Consider the following 17922-nt stretch of genomic DNA (forward strand, 5'->3'; position numbering starts at 1 on the left):
ATAACCTCCACATTTTTTGAAATCCGCCCTTTCGGGCTCCTTTCTCATGTTTGGCGGGTCTCAAGGTCATGCTTTTTCATGCAAGCATGAAACGCATGACTTTTCGACCCTTGTATCTCCATATGTTTAACATGTGCATTTTGAGTGCAATTATGTTGGTAAGTTATTTGGTGTATGTGATAATGTTGGTAAGGTGTTTTTCACTTAGATCGGTATTGTAAAGCTGATGGTTGTTCCTTTTCCATAGATGCTGTCACAATCCATCTCACCGCCATGTTGTTCCACAATATACCTTGCAATATGTAATCCCAAACCAGATCCGCCAATTTTTTGATTTCGTGCTTTGTCACCTCGATAAAAAGTTTCAAAGATATAGGGCAGATCTGCTGCTCGTATTCCAATTCCATCATCTGCAACGCAGACTAACAGATAAGATTTTGATGATTTTTTAATTATTTGGTTTGTCACATGGATTGCTCCACATGGCTTTCCATATTTAATTGCATTATCCACAAGATTGTGGAGTACTTGTGTGATTCTTTTCGTATCCATATGTAAAACAACTTTCGGAAAGGACTGATAGGTAAACCGAAACCCTTTTTGTTCCGCATCCTGTTGAAATATCTGTAGTGTTTTTTGAAAATAGTCATCCGCATAGCAATCTTTTTTTTCTATTTGAAATTGATGCAGTCCTGCTTTGGAATGTTCTAGTATATCATCGATTAGACCATTAAGATAAGTGACCTTATTCAGTATTATCTGTGCATATTCTTTTATCTCCTGTTTGCTTTCTACTACATCATACAAAATACCTTCTACATAATTTCCTACTGTTGCCAATGGAGTTTTGAGATCATGAGAAATACTTGCTAAAAGTAATATTTCTTTTTTCTTATATTGTTTTTCTCTCTCAAAGGAATCTTTCAACTCTCCACGCATTAATTCAAAATCATGACATAGACCACCTATTTCCCCATCATAATCATATTTTACTTTTTGTGAAAAATCTCCGCTCATTATGGCGTTGGTGGCATGATGAATCTCCTCTACGGGAGCAAGTATATCCTCTTGTAAGAATTGCTTTGAACGATATAAGATACAAACTTCCCCCATTACTAGTGCAATTAGAAGCCCATACCAAAAAAGACTTGGTTTCCATAAGGATTTCTGAAATTTAGTATCGTCAATTGAGATAATGGCATAATAGGCTTGCTGCTCTCCCTTCATTATGGGGATACGATACTCTTTCTTTGACTCCTCTACCATTCCAAATGTATGAAGATTTACTTTTGCTCCTTTTTGATATCTATTGATATTACTAAAACATACCGTACCTGATAGATCAAGAATACAGTAAGATCGTTGGTATGTATTCGAGATGTCCTCCCAGATATGTTCTTCCACCGTATCTGCTTGCGTCAGAATCTCTTCCACCTGGTACACCAAATCATTACAAATAACTCGCACTTTTTTCTCATCAAGCTTATCCTGATTGAGCATTTGCTGAACCAATAGAACAGATAAACTGAGTAATGCAAGGAACAAAATCCCCAACGCCAAACCAAAGGAATACCCTTTTCTCTGTACTACATTTCCCATTTGTACCCCACTCCCCAAACCGTTTTAATGTAGCAAACATTATATTTACTCAATTTTTCACGTAGTCGTCCAATATAAACTGTGATGGTATTATTATCAATGTACTCTGCATATCCCCAAACCTGATTCATTAATTGTTCTTTCGAAAATACTTGATTTGGATTCGAGGTGATAAAATCCAGCAGTTTGAACTCTCTTGCTGTAAAATCAATTTTCTCTCCCTCTACGGTCGCTTTATAGCTGACTGGATCGATTACTAAGTTTCCAAACACTTTACAAGTGGTTAGACTCTCCCTTGACTCCCGATTCTTATTCTTCTCTACACTTTGAAATGTTGTAAATCTTCGAAGATGGGATTTGATACGGGCACCTAATTCTAATAATGAAAAGGGTTTTGTAAGATAATCATCTGCCCCAATCCCAAGGGATATCATCTTGTCCATATCTGAATTTTTTGCAGATATCATAATAATAGGTGCAATGGAATTCGTTCGAATGTTACGGCAAACCTCCAATCCATCCACTTCTGGTAACATAATATCCAAAAGAATTAATTGGGGTTGTTCTTCTCTTGCAAGCGTGATCCCTTCCAAGCCATCATATGCTACGACTAAATCAAAACCTTCCTTTGTTAGAAATGCCTGTATAATTCGGGAAAGATCTCGGTCATCTTCTACTAATAAGATCTTTTCTTTCACAATATCCCTCCTTCTATTTATCTATTGTCATTATCCATTGTATTTATTGTATTTATGACTTGTATTTATCTATATAATCGATTTTTTAGCATTTACAGTTCAATTTACTCTTCAATTTCTTCTATCATACCATACCCATAATGCATTTACCAAGTATTGCGTATTTTGTTATAATTTATTTATATTTGCGTTGTATCTCTGTCACATTCCTTCTGTACAATACCAAATAGAATCAATTGAATACATACAAGAAAGGATATTACTATGTGGAAAAAGAAATTACGACAAAAAAAATACCAATTCCTACTCATCGGAATTGTTCTATTCGTTACCACTGCAATCTTCGCAGGTTGTATCTCCTTTACATTAGAGACAACAAGATTTGGACAAGATTTTTTCAAAAGTGAAACTTGTCCTGATATGATTTATTTAACGCGCTCTGCAGATAGTGAGCAGCTTCTTAAGCAAACTTCCGATGTTATGAATGATGTTGATACACTATTTGCCCAATCAGCAAAGTATATAACAGCGGGTATGTATGTAGATGATAAAGCCATCAATGTTACCTTTAACTCTTGCATGGCATTAAACAATGTAGAAGAAATTCCTTACTATTTCGAACGTGTGAAGGGCGCTACAAAAGATTTGGCACCGAAGAACCACGAAGTATGGATAAGCCAAGCATTTGCTGATGATAACAATATTGAAGTTGGAGATACGATTTTCCTTCGTTCCTCCTATGAATGTATGTTAACGGTTACCGTTCTCTATAATTCTGCTCCTGTACCCTCTGGAATGATGGGCATATTTCCAATGTTTGTTAGCCAAGAAACCTTGAATTCCATTGACGAACCGGATGCCACCTATATTACCCTTCAATTTAAAGATGGTATAAAATCTATACCAAATGAATGTTATCCAGAGGAATTTATGAGTAACCTTTACTATTCCATTGATGTAGCTGGTATCAATATGACCTATTCTACTGCCTCCATGCTATTTGGTGGGATTGGAACCATTGCTTCGCTGATCATCTTCCTTGTTTCCGTTATACTCATTCGATTTATCTTACGTTCCAGTTTGTTGCGGGAGTATCGCTCCATCGGGATTTACAAATCTCTTGGTTATACATCGAAGAAAATCATCCGTTTCTATCTGAATTGTTATGCCTTCGTCGGAGTTTTTGCCATTCCCCTGGGTATCTTAGGGGGTATTCCTTTGGCATATCTCTTAGGGGGAATCACCAACAAATACCTTACCGGATATCACATAACCTCAACTAGTATACTAGCAGCTGTATTAACCTTTGTTATTCTTATGTTGATCCTACTTGGTAATGTATATGCAATTTTACGAACAATCCCTAAGATTACACCAATAAAGGCTCTTTCCATTGGTGCTACATCTTCAAAGGAAAAGCTAAAACGTTCCCTTATACCAAGTGCCCACTCCCCTTTTTCCATGGCAATCAATATGATCTGGAAAAAGAAATCACTTAGTGTCATGGTAGTCCTTGTCCTAAGTGTTTCCTTCTACCTTATCCTACTGTTTGGTTCCATAAGCCACACTTGTTCCACTTTGGAATCTCACTTAGATGTTTGGTTTGGTATACCTCGCACTTCCTGTAGTATTGCTGCAGATGTAACCGATGATGTTCGTTCCTATCTTACGGATAATCCTTACGTCAAAAAAGTTATTTTTGGAGATTTATCCATTCGGGCAACCACTTTTGTCAGCAATACAACAGGAAACGATCTCTCCGCAGATCCAATCTTCTCTTATGAAAGTTTTGAGGATCCGGTTGTCAGTTTCACTTATGCGAAAGGGCGCCCACCCAAAAACCCTCTAGAGATTGGAATTACAAGTGATATGAGTAAAGAAATTGGAGGAACCGTAGGGGATTATGTAAATTTGACGATAAATGACTACACAGGAGATTTTTTGATCACGGGAATCTTTTCATCTTTGATGCAAGGTGGTCACAACCTGCACATTCTCCCAGTGGATCTGGATCGTTGTCATATTACCTACCACTTTGATAATAGTATGATTCAACTAAAAGAGGGTGTGTCATTCGAGGAATTCCAAGATTACGTGCAAGAAACCAAACCCGAATTACAGGTTGTCTCCTATATGCCAGGACTGAAGAGTGCCGTCATTTCTGTTAAAAATCTGTCGAAACCAGTAACCTTTACCCTTGTCATCGTATTCATTTTGTTTAGCATTCTCAATATCATAAACCTTATGATGATGAATAACTTAGAAAATCGTAAACAATATGGAATTTTGAAAGCACTTGGTTTTACAAACCGCTATATCTGTGCACAAAATATGTTCCGAACGCTGATTTTATCCACAATTGCAGCAATCTTTGCACAGGTTCTGGATCTATTGTTTTCAAAAATATTATTTGCGAACCTTGTGGGTATTGATGCTTTAATTTGTCCATTCACTTTACGACTGGGTGTTACCTTTTCAATGATGGTGCTTATCCTTTTCATTACATATTTATTCACATTACCTGTGAAAAAGATTTCACCAAAAGAACTCATGGAAGAATAGAAAGGAGCGTACAACTTTATTGTTGTACAGTACGGATTATGAAAAATACAATTATTAAGACCGAAAAATTATGTAAGAGTTTTATTATTGGAAAGACTTCCAATACCGTGTTAAAAAATATTGATCTTGAAATCTATGAAGGGGATTTTACCATTATTATGGGTAGTAGTGGCAGTGGCAAATCTACATTACTCTACTCCATTTCTACTATGGATACGCCTACAAGCGGTGATGTATCTATACTTGGTCAGGATATCACCCACCTTAATGAATATGAAATAGCCGCGATACGAAAAAAAGATATATCCTTCATCTTTCAAAGTATGAACCTCTTGCCTGACCTCACTGTATTTGAAAATGTTGCCTATAGTGGCTATGGCCTTGCCTCCAAAGAACAGATTAACCAGAAGGCCACGGATTTACTAACTTCTCTTGATCTTGGTGACTCCTTACTCAAATATCCTTCTGAATTATCCGGAGGTGGTCAGCAACGCGTTGCTATCGCCCGCGCTTTGATCAGTGATGCCAAGATCATATTCGGAGATGAACCAACTGGTGCTTTGAATTCTTCTATGGGACGACAAGTACTAGATATTCTTACAGACCTTAATAACAAAGGGCAATCCATCGTAATGGTTACCCATGACATCAAAGCTGCTGCACGAGCTACTAGACTTCTCTACCTTTCTGATGGTAAAATAGCAGGAGATTTAAAATTAGGAACTTACATTCCTGATAACCGAGCAGAACGTGAAGACGCTATCTTTCAATTCTTGAAAGAACATAATTGGTAAATACAATACCTAGTTAAGGAATCCTATCCTCCGTCTAATATTATAATTTAGCATGAGAATTTGAAGCCCTAACCCGTATGAACATACAGAAAGGACACCTATAATGAAGATTGACCGCCTTATTGGAATCTTATCCATTCTCTTACAACAAGATAAAGTAACGGCTCCTTATCTGGCTGAGAAATTCGAAGTATCCAGACGTACTATCAATCGGGATATCGAAGATCTGTGCCAGGCTGGTATTCCCTTAGTTACCACCCAAGGACAAAGCGGCGGCATCTCCATTATGGAAGGGTATCGAATGGAGAGAACCCTGCTTAGTTCCATGGAAATGCAAGCAATTCTAACAGGATTACAGAGCTTGGATACCGTAAGCGGAACCAATCGTTATCAACAATTAATGAATAAATTATCCGTAAAGGAAACCAACAATCTCTCTATGAGCAATGGGATTATGATCAACTTATCCTCCTGGTATAAGTCTTCTCTAGCGCCAAAGATCGAATTGATTCGTGATGCAATTACACAAAACCAGATCATCACATTTACCTACTGTTCTCCAAACGGAGAGAACGTGAAACGAATCGAGCCTTATCTTCTGCTCTTTCAGTGGTCTTCCTGGTATGTATGGGGATACTGTCTACAGAACAAGGATTTTCGCTTATATAAGATACAACGTATCCTTGCACTGCAAAACACCTTGGAACGCTTTTCTCCAAGAGCACTCCCAGAGGTTCCTCTTCTTCCAGAGCCATTGGGTCCCTTATCCATCTCGATTACTGCACGTTTTGATCCTTCCGTGAAGTGGCGATTAATTGATGACTATGGTCCTGATTTTCTTCAGGAAGAAGAAGATGGTCATCTGCTGTTTCAATTTGATTTTACCAACAGAAAACATCTCCTTCACTGGCTTATGAGTTTTGGCGATAAAGTTGAATTGTTAGAACCTGCTGACATCAAAGAAGAATTGTGCCAGAATGCAGAGAATATCTTACGGATTTACAAAAGACGTTAATCCTCTCTTTCTATTGCGTTCCATGTGCTTTTGCAAGGTTGGGATGAGTCAAAACATGCTGCACAAGTACCTTTATTTCTTATAGGTAACAATCATTCGTTTTCCCATCGTTTTCCCCATGAAGCAGAATAGTTTTCCTAGAAGATGCTGATATAGGTGCAATGGCACGGCTTGGTCATAAGCACGTTTTACCCGATTTGGTTCTAGCCAATAGACGCCGTCTTTTGTGGGATATTCCGTTCCTGGTGCATAGTATCTACACATACCGCGGAATAAATTATAAGGGATAAGAACTTCTGTTTTAGGGTGATGCATCGTTTTGCTTTCAACATCTCGATAGAATTGTTCTGTCACCTTTTCTAACTTTTTTATCTCTTTTTCCTTTGGTACATACGCATTATAACTTGCTGTTCCAACTTTATAGGAATAGCAATAATTGTAGCCGATACTTCGTAAACTTCCTACAATACTCTTTACTGAGCCTTTTGCACCTACTCCTCCGACAGACGTCAGATACAGGGCTTTCTTCGTGAAGAAATGTGGGCGATGCATCATATAGGCAAAGTGGTCAAACAGATTCTTTAGCAATCCTGTTTCTCGCATATTATAGGTTGCACTACACAAGATTAAACCATCTGCACGCTCCATTGCTTCATAAACGACTTTTAACTTTTCATAATGTGGACAGTATTTGCCTCCTTTACGAAAGCAGTTACTGCATCCACAACAAAAAGGCAAATTAATCTCTGCTAACTGAATTTCCTGAAAGCTTGCCTTACGATCCATTTTCTTTATGTAAGATACCACATGTTCTGCAAGTTTCCACGTATTTCCCTTGTGTGGGCATCCATTCATAACCAAATAATTCATACCTTGCACTTCCTTTCTCTTGTATATGTTTCCTAAACGTAATTCTTTCTGTTGTATCTCCCTACACGAATTACCTCACTATTCACTTAACGACATTTGATATCTAGGATACCAGTTGATCAACTAACCATTCAATATACTCATCTCTGCTCTTTTTCTTATAAAAATCAATTCCGATGGTCTCTTTCATGATTTCCTTTTGTAGAAATGCACCCTGTATCGCAGTCGTTAATGCAAATGCCTGTTGTTTCTGGCTTTCCGTGACCTCATCCTCTGCCAGGCAAAAAGCAAACCGTATTGCAGTCCCTATTGTATTACTTGTAGTCGCTGGTTTTTTCATATCACCTAAAATTGAGATCTTTGAGATTTGTGGATTTTCCATTAAGAAATCCATAACCGCTTTTGCAGCTTCCTTTGTCCGTTTAATTGACGGTAACTCATTCCATCGTTCCACTCTAAACCCATGAACAACCTCATGGATCATTTGCTGTACACAAGTTTCTATCAGATAATCTTTCGTACCAAAATAATGATTAACTAAACCCACACTCGCACCGGATCGCTCTGCTATTTTACGAATGGTAATCTTCTCTACCTCTCCATTCCCTTCCTGAATCATTGCAATTGTACTGGCTAAAATAGTTTCTTTTGTTTTCTCTGCTTTTTGACTCTTCTCCATGGTTAATCCTTCACCTCCTTTGTATATATGTATTCATTGATGTAAGAGTCAATAGGATATTTGACGTTAAGCATACACAGCTCATTATTGAACAGTGTTCAATTTTATTTCATTATACTGCAACTGATCATTCCAGTCAATCAAAAATACTTAAACAACTTTTGATATTCATGAATATTGAATTTGTTTTATTGCGACCTATGATATAAAATATTGCTATACATAAAACTACGCCAATACGATGTAGGTACATATCTCGTTAATAAGAGTCCTACTACATATGATAAGGACAGAACTGTTATAAAGAATAAAAGAGACAATCATAGGAGGTAACAATATGAACCAAGACAACAAAAGAGAACCTGCTCACTCTTTGTGGGGCGCATATGAAGATGCCAAACAGGCAAAGACATTAGACAGAGAACAATCCAAATGGGTTCAGTGTCTGGATGGAGCATGGGATTTTCAGATCTATTCTTCACCAGAATCCTTAACCGTATTTCCACCCGTTTCTTTTGATCATTCGGAGTGGAATACAATCCAAGTTCCGGGAAACTGGGAATTACAAGGCTATGGTGCTCCGATCTATACCAATACTGTCTATCCTTGGGATCTAGAAACTCCTGGTGAACATCGTATCTATCCTCAACAGCAACAAGCCCCCGTTCCAAACCCTCCCTACTTGCCAAAAGAGAATCCTACTGGGTGTTATCACTGTCTATTCGAAGTCCCAGAAAGCTGGCTTGCTCGTGATCTATTCCTTCAATTTGATGGAGTGGAGTCAGCTTACGAATTATGGATTAATGACTCCTATATAGGAAGTTCTGACGACAGTAAACTTCCTAGTTCCTTCCAGATAACAGAGTACTGCAAGGCTGGAAAAAACCATCTCTATATGAAAGTGACCTGTTTTTGTACTGGAACTTACCTGGAAGATCAAGACTATTGGTATCTGTCAGGGATCTTTCGCTCCGTTCACCTTTATGCCAAACCAAAATGTCGAATTGTTGATTGGAAGATTCATGCACTCCCTAATGTTGATTTCTTAACCGGACAGCTTGTTGCTGATATTCAAGTGAATCGATTTCCGTATTATGCAGATCATACGGTTTGTTTTGACCTATATGATACAGATGGCAAACTTCTTCAAAGCCAAACCAGTTCTATTGCAGCCATAGCGGAATACCGGAATGACAAAAAACCTACTGCAAATACAGCAAGGATCACCATGTCCTTACCGGATATTCATCTTTGGTATCCGGAATCCCCTTACCTCTATATCGGCGTTATGACGTTGCTTTCTCCTACAGGTGAACATCTGGATTTTGAGAGTAGTCGAATCGGCTTTCGAGAGATCTCCATAACCAACGGAATCGCTTATCTGAATAAGAAACGGCTTCGGATTACCGGAGTGAATCGGCATGAACACGATATGGACTTTGGAAGAACAATTTCAACGGAGCGCATGATTCAGGAAATCCAGTTAATGAAAAAACTAAATATCAATTCCGTTCGAACCTGTCATTATCCCAGCGATCCAAGATGGTATGACCTTTGTGATCAGTGGGGTATCCTCCTCATCTGCGAATGTAATCTAGAGACCCACGGTGTATATGGTGCCTTAACACATGATCCAACTTGGGCAACTGCTTTCTTAGAACGTGCCGTTCGAATGGTGGTTACCTATAAAAATCACCCTTCCATCTATTCCTGGTCACTTGGTAATGAAAGTGGTACTGGAGCAGGACATGCTGGTATGGCAGGTTGGATAAGGGAATATGATCCTACCCGTATCTGTCAGTATGAAGCAGGTACACCTGGCAAGAATATATCTGATATTCGAGGCAATATGTATGCAACGCAAAGAAACATTCTCCAAATGCTTACGGACCAAGATGATAACCGCCCTGTAATCCTCGTTGAATACCTCTATCAAATCAGGAATTCTGGAGGTGGAATGCATAAGTTTTTGGAGTTGTTAGAGACATATCCTCGTTTTCAGGGAGGATACATATGGGACTGGGCAGATAAAGCATTAACCCAAAAAGAAGTAGCGTATCTGGATAAGATTGATCCTACCTTTATGACGAACAATGGAATTCTGTTTGCTAATCTCTCACCAAAACCTGTGGCGCAGGAAGTAAAACATTGTTATAGTCCTATCCTTATAGAAGAGATTACTTATGATAACGCATGGCGACTTGACCCTGCTCCTGGTCATTATAGAATCAAGAATCGCAATATGGTTCGTGATACTTCCTTCTATTCTGCTATATATACCATACGAGAAAATGGTGTCACCATTCAGAGCGGGACTTATGAACTTCCTCCTCTTAAGGCTGGTGAGGAAAGGGACGTTGTTTTCCAACCAGAAATCAAGCAAAAAGAGAATTGTATCTATCATGTAGACTTCTCCATTCGATATGCCAAAGATACCACCTTTGCACCTGCTGATTATGAGATTGCTTGTTTTCAATTCTATCTGGCTGGTTCCTATACAGCAGCATATACCTCACAACATATGCCTTCCTTAAAACCTTCCAGTAATGAGGTTGCTTCCGTATGGAGTACCACTTCCAAAGGAAATACGCTTTGCTTTCAAGCGCAAGATCTCTGCTTACAATTTGACCAAGTACAAGGAAATCTGACCGCCTTAACCTATCAGAATACACCAATCCTTCTATCTGGTCCAAGTAGCTGTTTTACAAGACCTTATACTGGTATAGATGCAGAGAAAACATGGGGATATCGACCACTTTGGAACACTTATGAAGGTCTCCATCGAGAGGATTATCTATTGCAGATAAACCATCACTGTACTGATCAATTTTTCTATATGGAAACAGTAACAGCGATTCCTTGCTCCCCATCACCTCAACTCTCTCCTGAGCAGACAAGATATCCCGCATTGGAGACGATTCAGGTACGGACCACTTACACGGCTAGCAACGACCATTCTCTCCATGTCACGATGCAATTCCTCGTTCCTTCCTCTCTTCCTACTCTACCAAGAGTTGGCGCCCAATTCATTTTACCTGCTGATTTTGAAACAATCACTTACTTTGGACGTGGACCATTGGAGAATTACTGCGACCGTAAGACAAGTTCTTTGCTAGGTGTCTATGAATCTACTGTAACCAACGAACATGTACCTTATCTACCACCATCCGAAAATGGGGGACATGAAGATACCCATTGGCTCTGTATCCGTGATAACAAAGGACACCAGATCAAGTTCACTACCGCTGGCACTTTCCACTTTGACATACACCATAGCAGTATAGAAGATTACCAGAAAGCGACCACCGAAGAGGAATTGCACATTCACCAAAAGAGTTATCTTCATATTGATGCCATACATGGTGGAATTGGCGGAGATATGGGTTGGAGCTCCTACCTATCGAAGGAAGCAACCGTACACCCCCAACCATACTATCTAGAATTTGACATAGAGTTATGATGCAAGGGTCAAAAGGTCATGTTCACTTTGTGCTTGCACAAATGTGAATATGACGTGTTGACCCGCTAAACATGAGCAAGTAGCGCTTTTGCGCGGACCCGGAATGTTTTAGAATTGTGAGAGTTGCAAAGCAACGGAGCAATTCGTTCATCTGCAAGGGTCAAAAGGTCATGAGCAAGTAGCGCTTTTACGCGGACCCGGAATGTTTTAGAATTGTGAGAGTTGCAAAGCAACGAAACAAAAAAGGCTGTCTCATTAGAAGTGATCTCCATAAGTTAGTCCGAAAATCTAACTTATAGGAGTCCTCTCTTGAATACAGCCTTTTAAACATAACCATCGTTCTTTACCCTTTAACTGCTCCACCAATTGTCATTGCATTCTCCACCTGTTTGCTGAATATACAATATAAGAGTATTGTCGGTAAGCTTGCAATCACCATAGTGGCTCCCATTGCACCCCAATCTGTTGTAAATGATCCTTGTAAGAATAATAACCCTAAAGGTAACGTCTTAAGTTTTTCTTCTATGATTAGAACATTAGCCAGATTAAATTCATTCCAAGCATTAAGGAACGTATAGATCACAAGTGTTGCTGTTGCTGGTTTTACTAATGGTACTATAATTTTTATAAAACATTTAAAAATACTCGCCCCATCCATGCATGCCGCTTCTTCTATCTCAATTGGAATTCCTTTTAGATTACCGTAGAATACCAATGATGCAAATGAAAGATTAATTGCTGCATACACAAGAATTAGTCCCCATCTTGTACTATCTAACCCAAGACCATTTACAAGTTTTGCAACCGGGATTAAGATTGCTTGTATCGGAATAAACATCCCTAGTGACATATACACTTTTGCAATGTTTTTACCTTTCCATTGCATACGAGCGGTTGCATAGGAGAACAGTAATGCTAATACGATTGTTATAATAACGGTAAATACCGACACAATTATACTATTCGAAAAATACATAGGTACATCATATTGAGCCCATGCTTTTGTGTAATTTTCTATATGTAAAACGCGGGGAAATCCAAATGGATTTGTAACAAATATTTCACTGTTATTTTTAAACGAATAGAAAAGGAGCCAGATTACTGGATATAGTGAAAATGCAGCATATATCCAACAAAACATACGAAAGATCAAAGTTCCTAATCGATTCGCTATTGACTTAACTGTCTTGCCATTCTTTTGTTGCATTTTCTTTCGCTCCTTTCTTCTTTGTCACGGAATAACCAGTTAATAATCAAGATTATAGCCAAGCATTGAAGTACTAGCATACTCGCTGCAGCCATACCATATCCGTAACGGAATTCTCTAAAAGCAGCCTTATACATAAGGTATGTCAAAGTATACGTAGCATTACCTGGTCCTCCTTTGGTCATAATGAACATTTCTGTAAATGCCTTAACACCACCAGTTAATGATATTGTAAGGCAGATTTTATATGTTTCTTTTAGTAATGGTATCGTAACTTTTCTATGTGCCATTATTGATGAAGCCCCATCGATCTTTGCCGCTTCATAATAGTCACTTGGTATTGATTTAATTCCTGCCATTAATAAAGCAAATTGATAGCCCATCCATTGCCACGCATTAACAAATGCAATTACATAGATTGCTTTATGACGATTTGCCAACCAGTTCTGTTGAAAATCAATCCCTAGTGCTTTGAATATTGCATTCAAAAGTCCTGTATCTGTGTTTAAAATAGCTAACCATAATTGACAAACTACCGTTACCGATAATACAACAGGGATAAAATACGACACACGCAAGAATCCCCTACCTTTCATCTTCTTATTCGATACGACAATAGAAAATATTGTGGCTAACGTCATCTGAAATACAGTAATTACAATAGCAAAGATTAATGCATTTTTATTGGATAAATGAAACACTGTGTCTTTAAATAATGTCGTATAGTTGTCAAGGCCAATAAAAGTTCCACTTCCAAGGCCGTTCCAATCATAGAAACTCTTTAAAAAAACTTGTACGATAGGATAAAACACCATTACAGTAAAAAGTGCCAACGCAGGTAGCGCGAACAAAACAATCGCTATTTTATTCGAATAGAATTTTTTCACCGTATGTTTCCTCCTTGTATTAATTGTGGATAAAACTAGAGCCACCACACATAGGGTTGCCTTAGTATGGCGGCTCCACATTAACTGTTTCCCAACAATTTTCCTCTATTGTTGTAATGCATTATTTAATTCTTTAATAAATTCTTCAGGTGTATAATCTTCAATCATTAAGTATTTTGTCTGGTCTTCTAATGCTGTTTTAAATGTTGCATTGGATAGATGCCAGTCAAACTTCGTTATGCTTGTAATAGCAGGTAAATCCGCTTGTAACTTCTTCATCATTGCTGGGAACTCTGTCTCTGGTTGCACATCAACATCTAACGCTACCAATGGAGTACCTCTATACATAACTTTTGCTTCACAGTATTTCTCTGAAAGGAATGCTGCTACTTTAGCTGCAAGTTCTGCATTCTTAGAATTAGGATTTACTGCATACCCTGCTGCAGCTCCACCGCCAGACCAAACAGTCTTACCTGCCTCATAAGAAGCTTCATCATAAGATGGATAGTACATCCAGTCAACGTCATCTCCAAGTTTGTTTGTTGCATCTGTCATATACCATTGTCCATTAAGAAACATTGCTGCTTCCCCATTTAAAAACATTTCAGATGCCTGATCATAATTGGTAGTAGTTACACTTCCTTGGAACATTCCTGCCTTTACTAATGTATGTAACATGTCAGCTGCTTTTGCATACGCATCTTCTTTTGCCGTTCCTTCTCCATTATCAAGTTTCGCAATACCACCTGCATCCCATCTAGTAGCTAATACATCATACATTGCTGCAGTAATCCAACCTTCCGCACCAAACATAGACATTGGTACGATTCCATTTGCTTTAAATGTTTCAATTGCTGTTAACAATTGATCAAATGTTTTTGGTACTTCTACATTGTATTTTTCAAAAATTGCTTTGTTATAGTACCAAACAACATATTCGTTTCCTGCATAAGGGAATGCGTAGATATTTCCATCTTCATTGTATAGAATGTTCTTGGCACTATCGAATACCTTATCTTCGAATCCAGTTGATTTTGCAACATCATTCAGTACCATGATATTTCCTGATTGTTTGAAATTTTCAATCTGAGCCAATGCTACTTGATATATATCTGGTAAATTACCGGTAGCAGCATATGTCATAAGTTTTTGTCCATCATCTTGTGCTTGTGGCTCTAGCTCTAATGTGACATTTGGATATGCAACTTTTAATTGTTCCACTGCATAGTCATATGGGACTTTTGTATCTTCGTCAGCATATTGTGCATAAATCTTTAATGTTGCTTTCTCTTCAGATAGTACCCCTTCTGGCAAGGCCTCTGTCTCTTCCGTTGTTGTAGTTGTCGTTTCAGTGGTATTCGTTGTCTTATTCTCTGCTTTCTCATTATTTGCCTTCTTCGAACAACCAACTAGCGTACTTATACAAAGTACACCACATAAAACTAGTGCTGTTAGTTTTCTCATAATAATCACCACGCCCTTTCAAAAATCTTGCGACTTTGTGTTCTACACAAATCGCCATGTGAAACTCACTTCTTCACACCATTCTCCTTGTATGTCACTAGTAAACAAATCATATTTCCCCATACATTATTTTGTTCGCTTGTGATATCATTAGTATAAGACGCTAACAGTTCGTTTTCCATGTAATATCCAAAATCAATTGGTAAAATCCAAAATTTATTATCTATTTATTACATCACTTGGGGCATATCCATAATATTTTTTAAAACATTTACCAAAATAACTCGGATCATTATAGCCAACTTCATACGAAACATATGAAAGTTTTATATTCTCTGATAAAATTAATTCTTTCGCTCTTTCCATTCTACATTTTGTGATATATTCCGTAATCGTCATTTTATATTCTGCTTTAAACATTTTTCTTAAATATGTCTGGTTCATAAGAAGTTCTTTGGAGATATCTAGTATTGATAAATTAGGATTACTGAAATGCACATCAATATACTCCTTCGCTTGCCTAGCAACTTGTTGTGTTTTTGTATCTTGATGTTCTAACTCATATTGAATCGCTTTATGGTAGCAATCATACAGAAATAATCGCTTCTTTGTATAGTTTCCCTCATTATTAAGAATCGAGTATGGCTGGAAATCCTCACCGAACACATCACTTATACTTCTTCCCAACTTTGTCAAATAGGAAAACAATATACTTAATAGACTCATATAGATCATCGTCGCATTTTCAATATTCTCATATTCCTTGATACGGTTTAGTTCTTGTTCAATAACCATTTCAATATTTTCATAATTTAACACGTCAAACGCTTTATTAATTTCATTTACCAAATCACTGGAATAAAACTCCCGTTTGCATTCTTTTAACAATGTTTTGTAATCAAAGATATGTGTTGTATGAGGTGCATATATGCTACTTAGTGCTTGTAATGTCTGATAATACCCCTTTTGTAATTTGCTCACAGATGAACAATAACCACTAATTCCAACAGAAATATCAATTCCTATATGTTCTTTTGCTAATTTTGTAAGATCCTCAAATTCATACCCTTGGTATTCCTCCATGGACTGTTGATTCTCAAAATTAAGGATCGTTACAATATTACCCTCATAGTCATGAAAAACTTCTTGTTTCCCATTGATTTGAATCATATCCTGCAACATAGATGTAAGAATTGTTTTCCAATTCAAGATATCTTCTGTACCGATTTTATTCTCATATAAATCGATGCTAACCGTTACAACTAAAAAGAAAGGATACGGAAATCTCACTTTTTCATCCGCTAATTCTATTGCATAATCATTCTTCCGATAGATATACTGGCGTAACTGTTGTTCCCGCACTTCCTCTTTAAATGCATCCTGTTCGTTGCTAATCTCCAAAACTTTGCGTATGTTATCCTGAAGTTTTAATAAAGTAATGATTAATTCTTCTTTTTCAAATGGTTTAACAATATAATCGCACACACCTAGTTTTACTGCTTTCTTCGCATATTCGAACTCGCTATTTCCTGTAATTAAAATAATCGATAGCTCTTTATTATCTTTCAGTAATTTTTCTGATAGCTCCAATCCGTCCATATATGGCATTACAATATCCGTTAGAACAATATCTGGCTGATATTGCTCATACATAGCAAGTGCCTCTTTTCCGTCTTTTGCTTCGCAGCAAACTTCAAATCCATACGAACCCCATTCTATAAAATTCTTTAGATAGTCACGATATACTGGTACATCATCCACAATCATGATCCTAATCATCGTTAACTTCCTCCTTAGCCACAATTACCTCATGTTATAATGCAATCTTCGCCTTTTATTCCCCTGTTTCATCTGGCAAAATCATCTCAACACAAGTCCCTTCTCCCACAACACTCTTCACCGTTAATCCATAGCTTTCTCCAAAATACAGCTTAATACGATGATTTACACTGTAAACACCAAAATGTCCATTTGGCTGATTGGTGAGTATCTCGTGTAAATAATTTTCTTCCATTCCTACCCCATTATCATAAACGGATACACACACACCCTTCACGTCTCTCACCTTTAATACGAAGAACGCCTTTCGACTCCTTATACTTTAAACCATGATAGATTGCATTCTCAACTAATGGCTGTAATGATAATTTGGGAATTACAATGTTGGTGATTCCCTCCTCCACCTCCACTTCATATGTAAATACATCCGTATAACGTATTCGTTGTAATTCAAGATAATCTTCAACAATTTTTATTTCCTGCTCAAGCGTAATAATCTCTTTACTATCCGATAAGGAATTTCTATAGTAATCAGCAAGTCTTCGAATTGCCCTTCTAGACTCCACTTGTCGATTCATCTCCGATAACTTCGTAATAATGTCTAAACTATTATATAAAAAATGAGGCTTTACTTGTTCATGTAATAAGGATAGTTCATATTCCTTCTTTTTCCTTGCCTCAAACTCTACTTTTATTAGCAATTCTTGCACCTGTTCTGCCATGTGATTAAACGCTTCTCCAAGCTTTCCGATTTCATCATTACTCGTAATTCTGAGACGTAAATCCATATTCCCACTTGCCATCTTCTCCGCTCCCATCTTTAGATGTTCCAAGGGAACTGTTATTATTCTAGACAAATAGTTATATAAAATGATCTCCATGATAATCACAGCAATTGCTACCAAAAC

General features: G+C 37.6%; 14 protein-coding genes. 4 read left to right on the forward strand and 10 right to left on the reverse strand.

Annotated elements, in window-relative coordinates:
* Window positions 1-204: 204 nt before the first annotated feature.
* Complete coding sequence (locus HBB17_RS09535; protein WP_167957244.1) at window positions 205-1599, reverse strand: HAMP domain-containing sensor histidine kinase; 1395 nt, start codon at window positions 1597-1599, stop codon at window positions 205-207.
* Window positions 1587-2297, reverse strand: a complete 711-nt coding sequence (locus tag HBB17_RS09540) for a response regulator transcription factor (RefSeq protein ID WP_238483714.1) — start codon at window positions 2295-2297, stop codon at window positions 1587-1589. Before HBB17_RS09540 ends, HBB17_RS09535 begins: the two co-directional genes overlap by 13 nt.
* A gap of 264 nt (window positions 2298-2561) precedes the next feature.
* On the opposite strand from HBB17_RS09540, the gene HBB17_RS09545 reads away from it, so the two are divergent.
* From HBB17_RS09545 to HBB17_RS09555, 3 genes are all read left to right on the forward strand, one after another.
* Complete coding sequence (locus tag HBB17_RS09545) at window positions 2562-4859, forward strand: ABC transporter permease (protein ID WP_167957245.1); 2298 nt, start codon at window positions 2562-2564, stop codon at window positions 4857-4859.
* Window positions 4860-4897: 38 nt separating this feature from the next.
* Entirely contained in the window at window positions 4898-5653 is a 756-nt protein-coding gene (locus HBB17_RS09550) for an ABC transporter ATP-binding protein (RefSeq protein ID WP_167957246.1), read from the forward strand.
* Window positions 5654-5756: 103 nt separating this feature from the next.
* Window positions 5757-6668 carry a helix-turn-helix transcriptional regulator gene (locus HBB17_RS09555; RefSeq protein ID WP_167957247.1) on the forward strand — a complete coding sequence of 304 codons (912 nt, stop codon included), beginning with the start codon at window positions 5757-5759 and terminating at the stop codon, window positions 6666-6668.
* A gap of 72 nt (window positions 6669-6740) precedes the next feature.
* Here HBB17_RS09555 and HBB17_RS09560 read toward each other — a convergent pair whose 3' ends face one another.
* Together HBB17_RS09560 and HBB17_RS09565 are read right to left on the reverse strand one after the other, a co-directional pair.
* The gene (locus tag HBB17_RS09560) at window positions 6741-7538 is read right to left on the reverse strand and encodes a flavodoxin family protein (protein WP_167957248.1); all 798 of its coding nucleotides are present in this window, start codon (window positions 7536-7538) and stop codon (window positions 6741-6743) included.
* A gap of 103 nt (window positions 7539-7641) precedes the next feature.
* Entirely contained in the window at window positions 7642-8217 is a 576-nt protein-coding gene (locus HBB17_RS09565; RefSeq protein ID WP_167957249.1) for a TetR/AcrR family transcriptional regulator, read from the reverse strand.
* A gap of 337 nt (window positions 8218-8554) precedes the next feature.
* On the opposite strand from HBB17_RS09565, the gene HBB17_RS09570 reads away from it, so the two are divergent.
* Window positions 8555-11677 (forward strand): glycoside hydrolase family 2 TIM barrel-domain containing protein, encoded by a 3123-nt coding sequence (locus tag HBB17_RS09570; RefSeq protein WP_167957250.1) that lies wholly within the window; start codon window positions 8555-8557, stop codon window positions 11675-11677.
* A gap of 343 nt (window positions 11678-12020) precedes the next feature.
* Here HBB17_RS09570 and HBB17_RS09575 read toward each other — a convergent pair whose 3' ends face one another.
* The 6 genes from HBB17_RS09575 to HBB17_RS20430 all read right to left on the reverse strand — a co-directional run bounded on the left by HBB17_RS09575 (window position 12021) and on the right by HBB17_RS20430 (window position 17919).
* Entirely contained in the window at window positions 12021-12884 is an 864-nt protein-coding gene (locus HBB17_RS09575; RefSeq protein ID WP_167957251.1) for a carbohydrate ABC transporter permease, read from the reverse strand.
* A complete protein-coding gene (locus tag HBB17_RS09580) occupies window positions 12848-13771 on the reverse strand; it encodes a carbohydrate ABC transporter permease (RefSeq protein WP_167957252.1) in 924 nt (307 codons plus the stop codon). The genes HBB17_RS09575 and HBB17_RS09580 overlap by 37 nt, the downstream gene beginning before the upstream one ends.
* A 105-nt stretch (window positions 13772-13876) precedes the next feature.
* Window positions 13877-15235 carry an ABC transporter substrate-binding protein gene (locus tag HBB17_RS09585; RefSeq protein ID WP_167957253.1) on the reverse strand — a complete coding sequence of 453 codons (1359 nt, stop codon included), beginning with the start codon at window positions 15233-15235 and terminating at the stop codon, window positions 13877-13879.
* A gap of 219 nt (window positions 15236-15454) precedes the next feature.
* Window positions 15455-17014, reverse strand: a complete 1560-nt coding sequence (locus HBB17_RS09590; protein ID WP_238483715.1) for a response regulator transcription factor — start codon at window positions 17012-17014, stop codon at window positions 15455-15457.
* 55 nt (window positions 17015-17069) lie between these two features.
* Complete coding sequence (locus HBB17_RS20425; RefSeq protein WP_238483716.1) at window positions 17070-17249, reverse strand: sensor histidine kinase; 180 nt, start codon at window positions 17247-17249, stop codon at window positions 17070-17072.
* A 13-nt stretch (window positions 17250-17262) separates the two neighbouring features.
* Window positions 17263-17919 (reverse strand): sensor histidine kinase, encoded by a 657-nt coding sequence (locus tag HBB17_RS20430; protein WP_238483717.1) that lies wholly within the window; start codon window positions 17917-17919, stop codon window positions 17263-17265.
* Window positions 17920-17922: the final 3 nt, after the last annotated feature.

The organism is Anaerosporobacter faecicola (genome assembly GCF_012070565.1).
Taxonomy (GTDB): Bacteria; Bacillota; Clostridia; order Lachnospirales; family Lachnospiraceae; genus Anaerosporobacter; species Anaerosporobacter faecicola.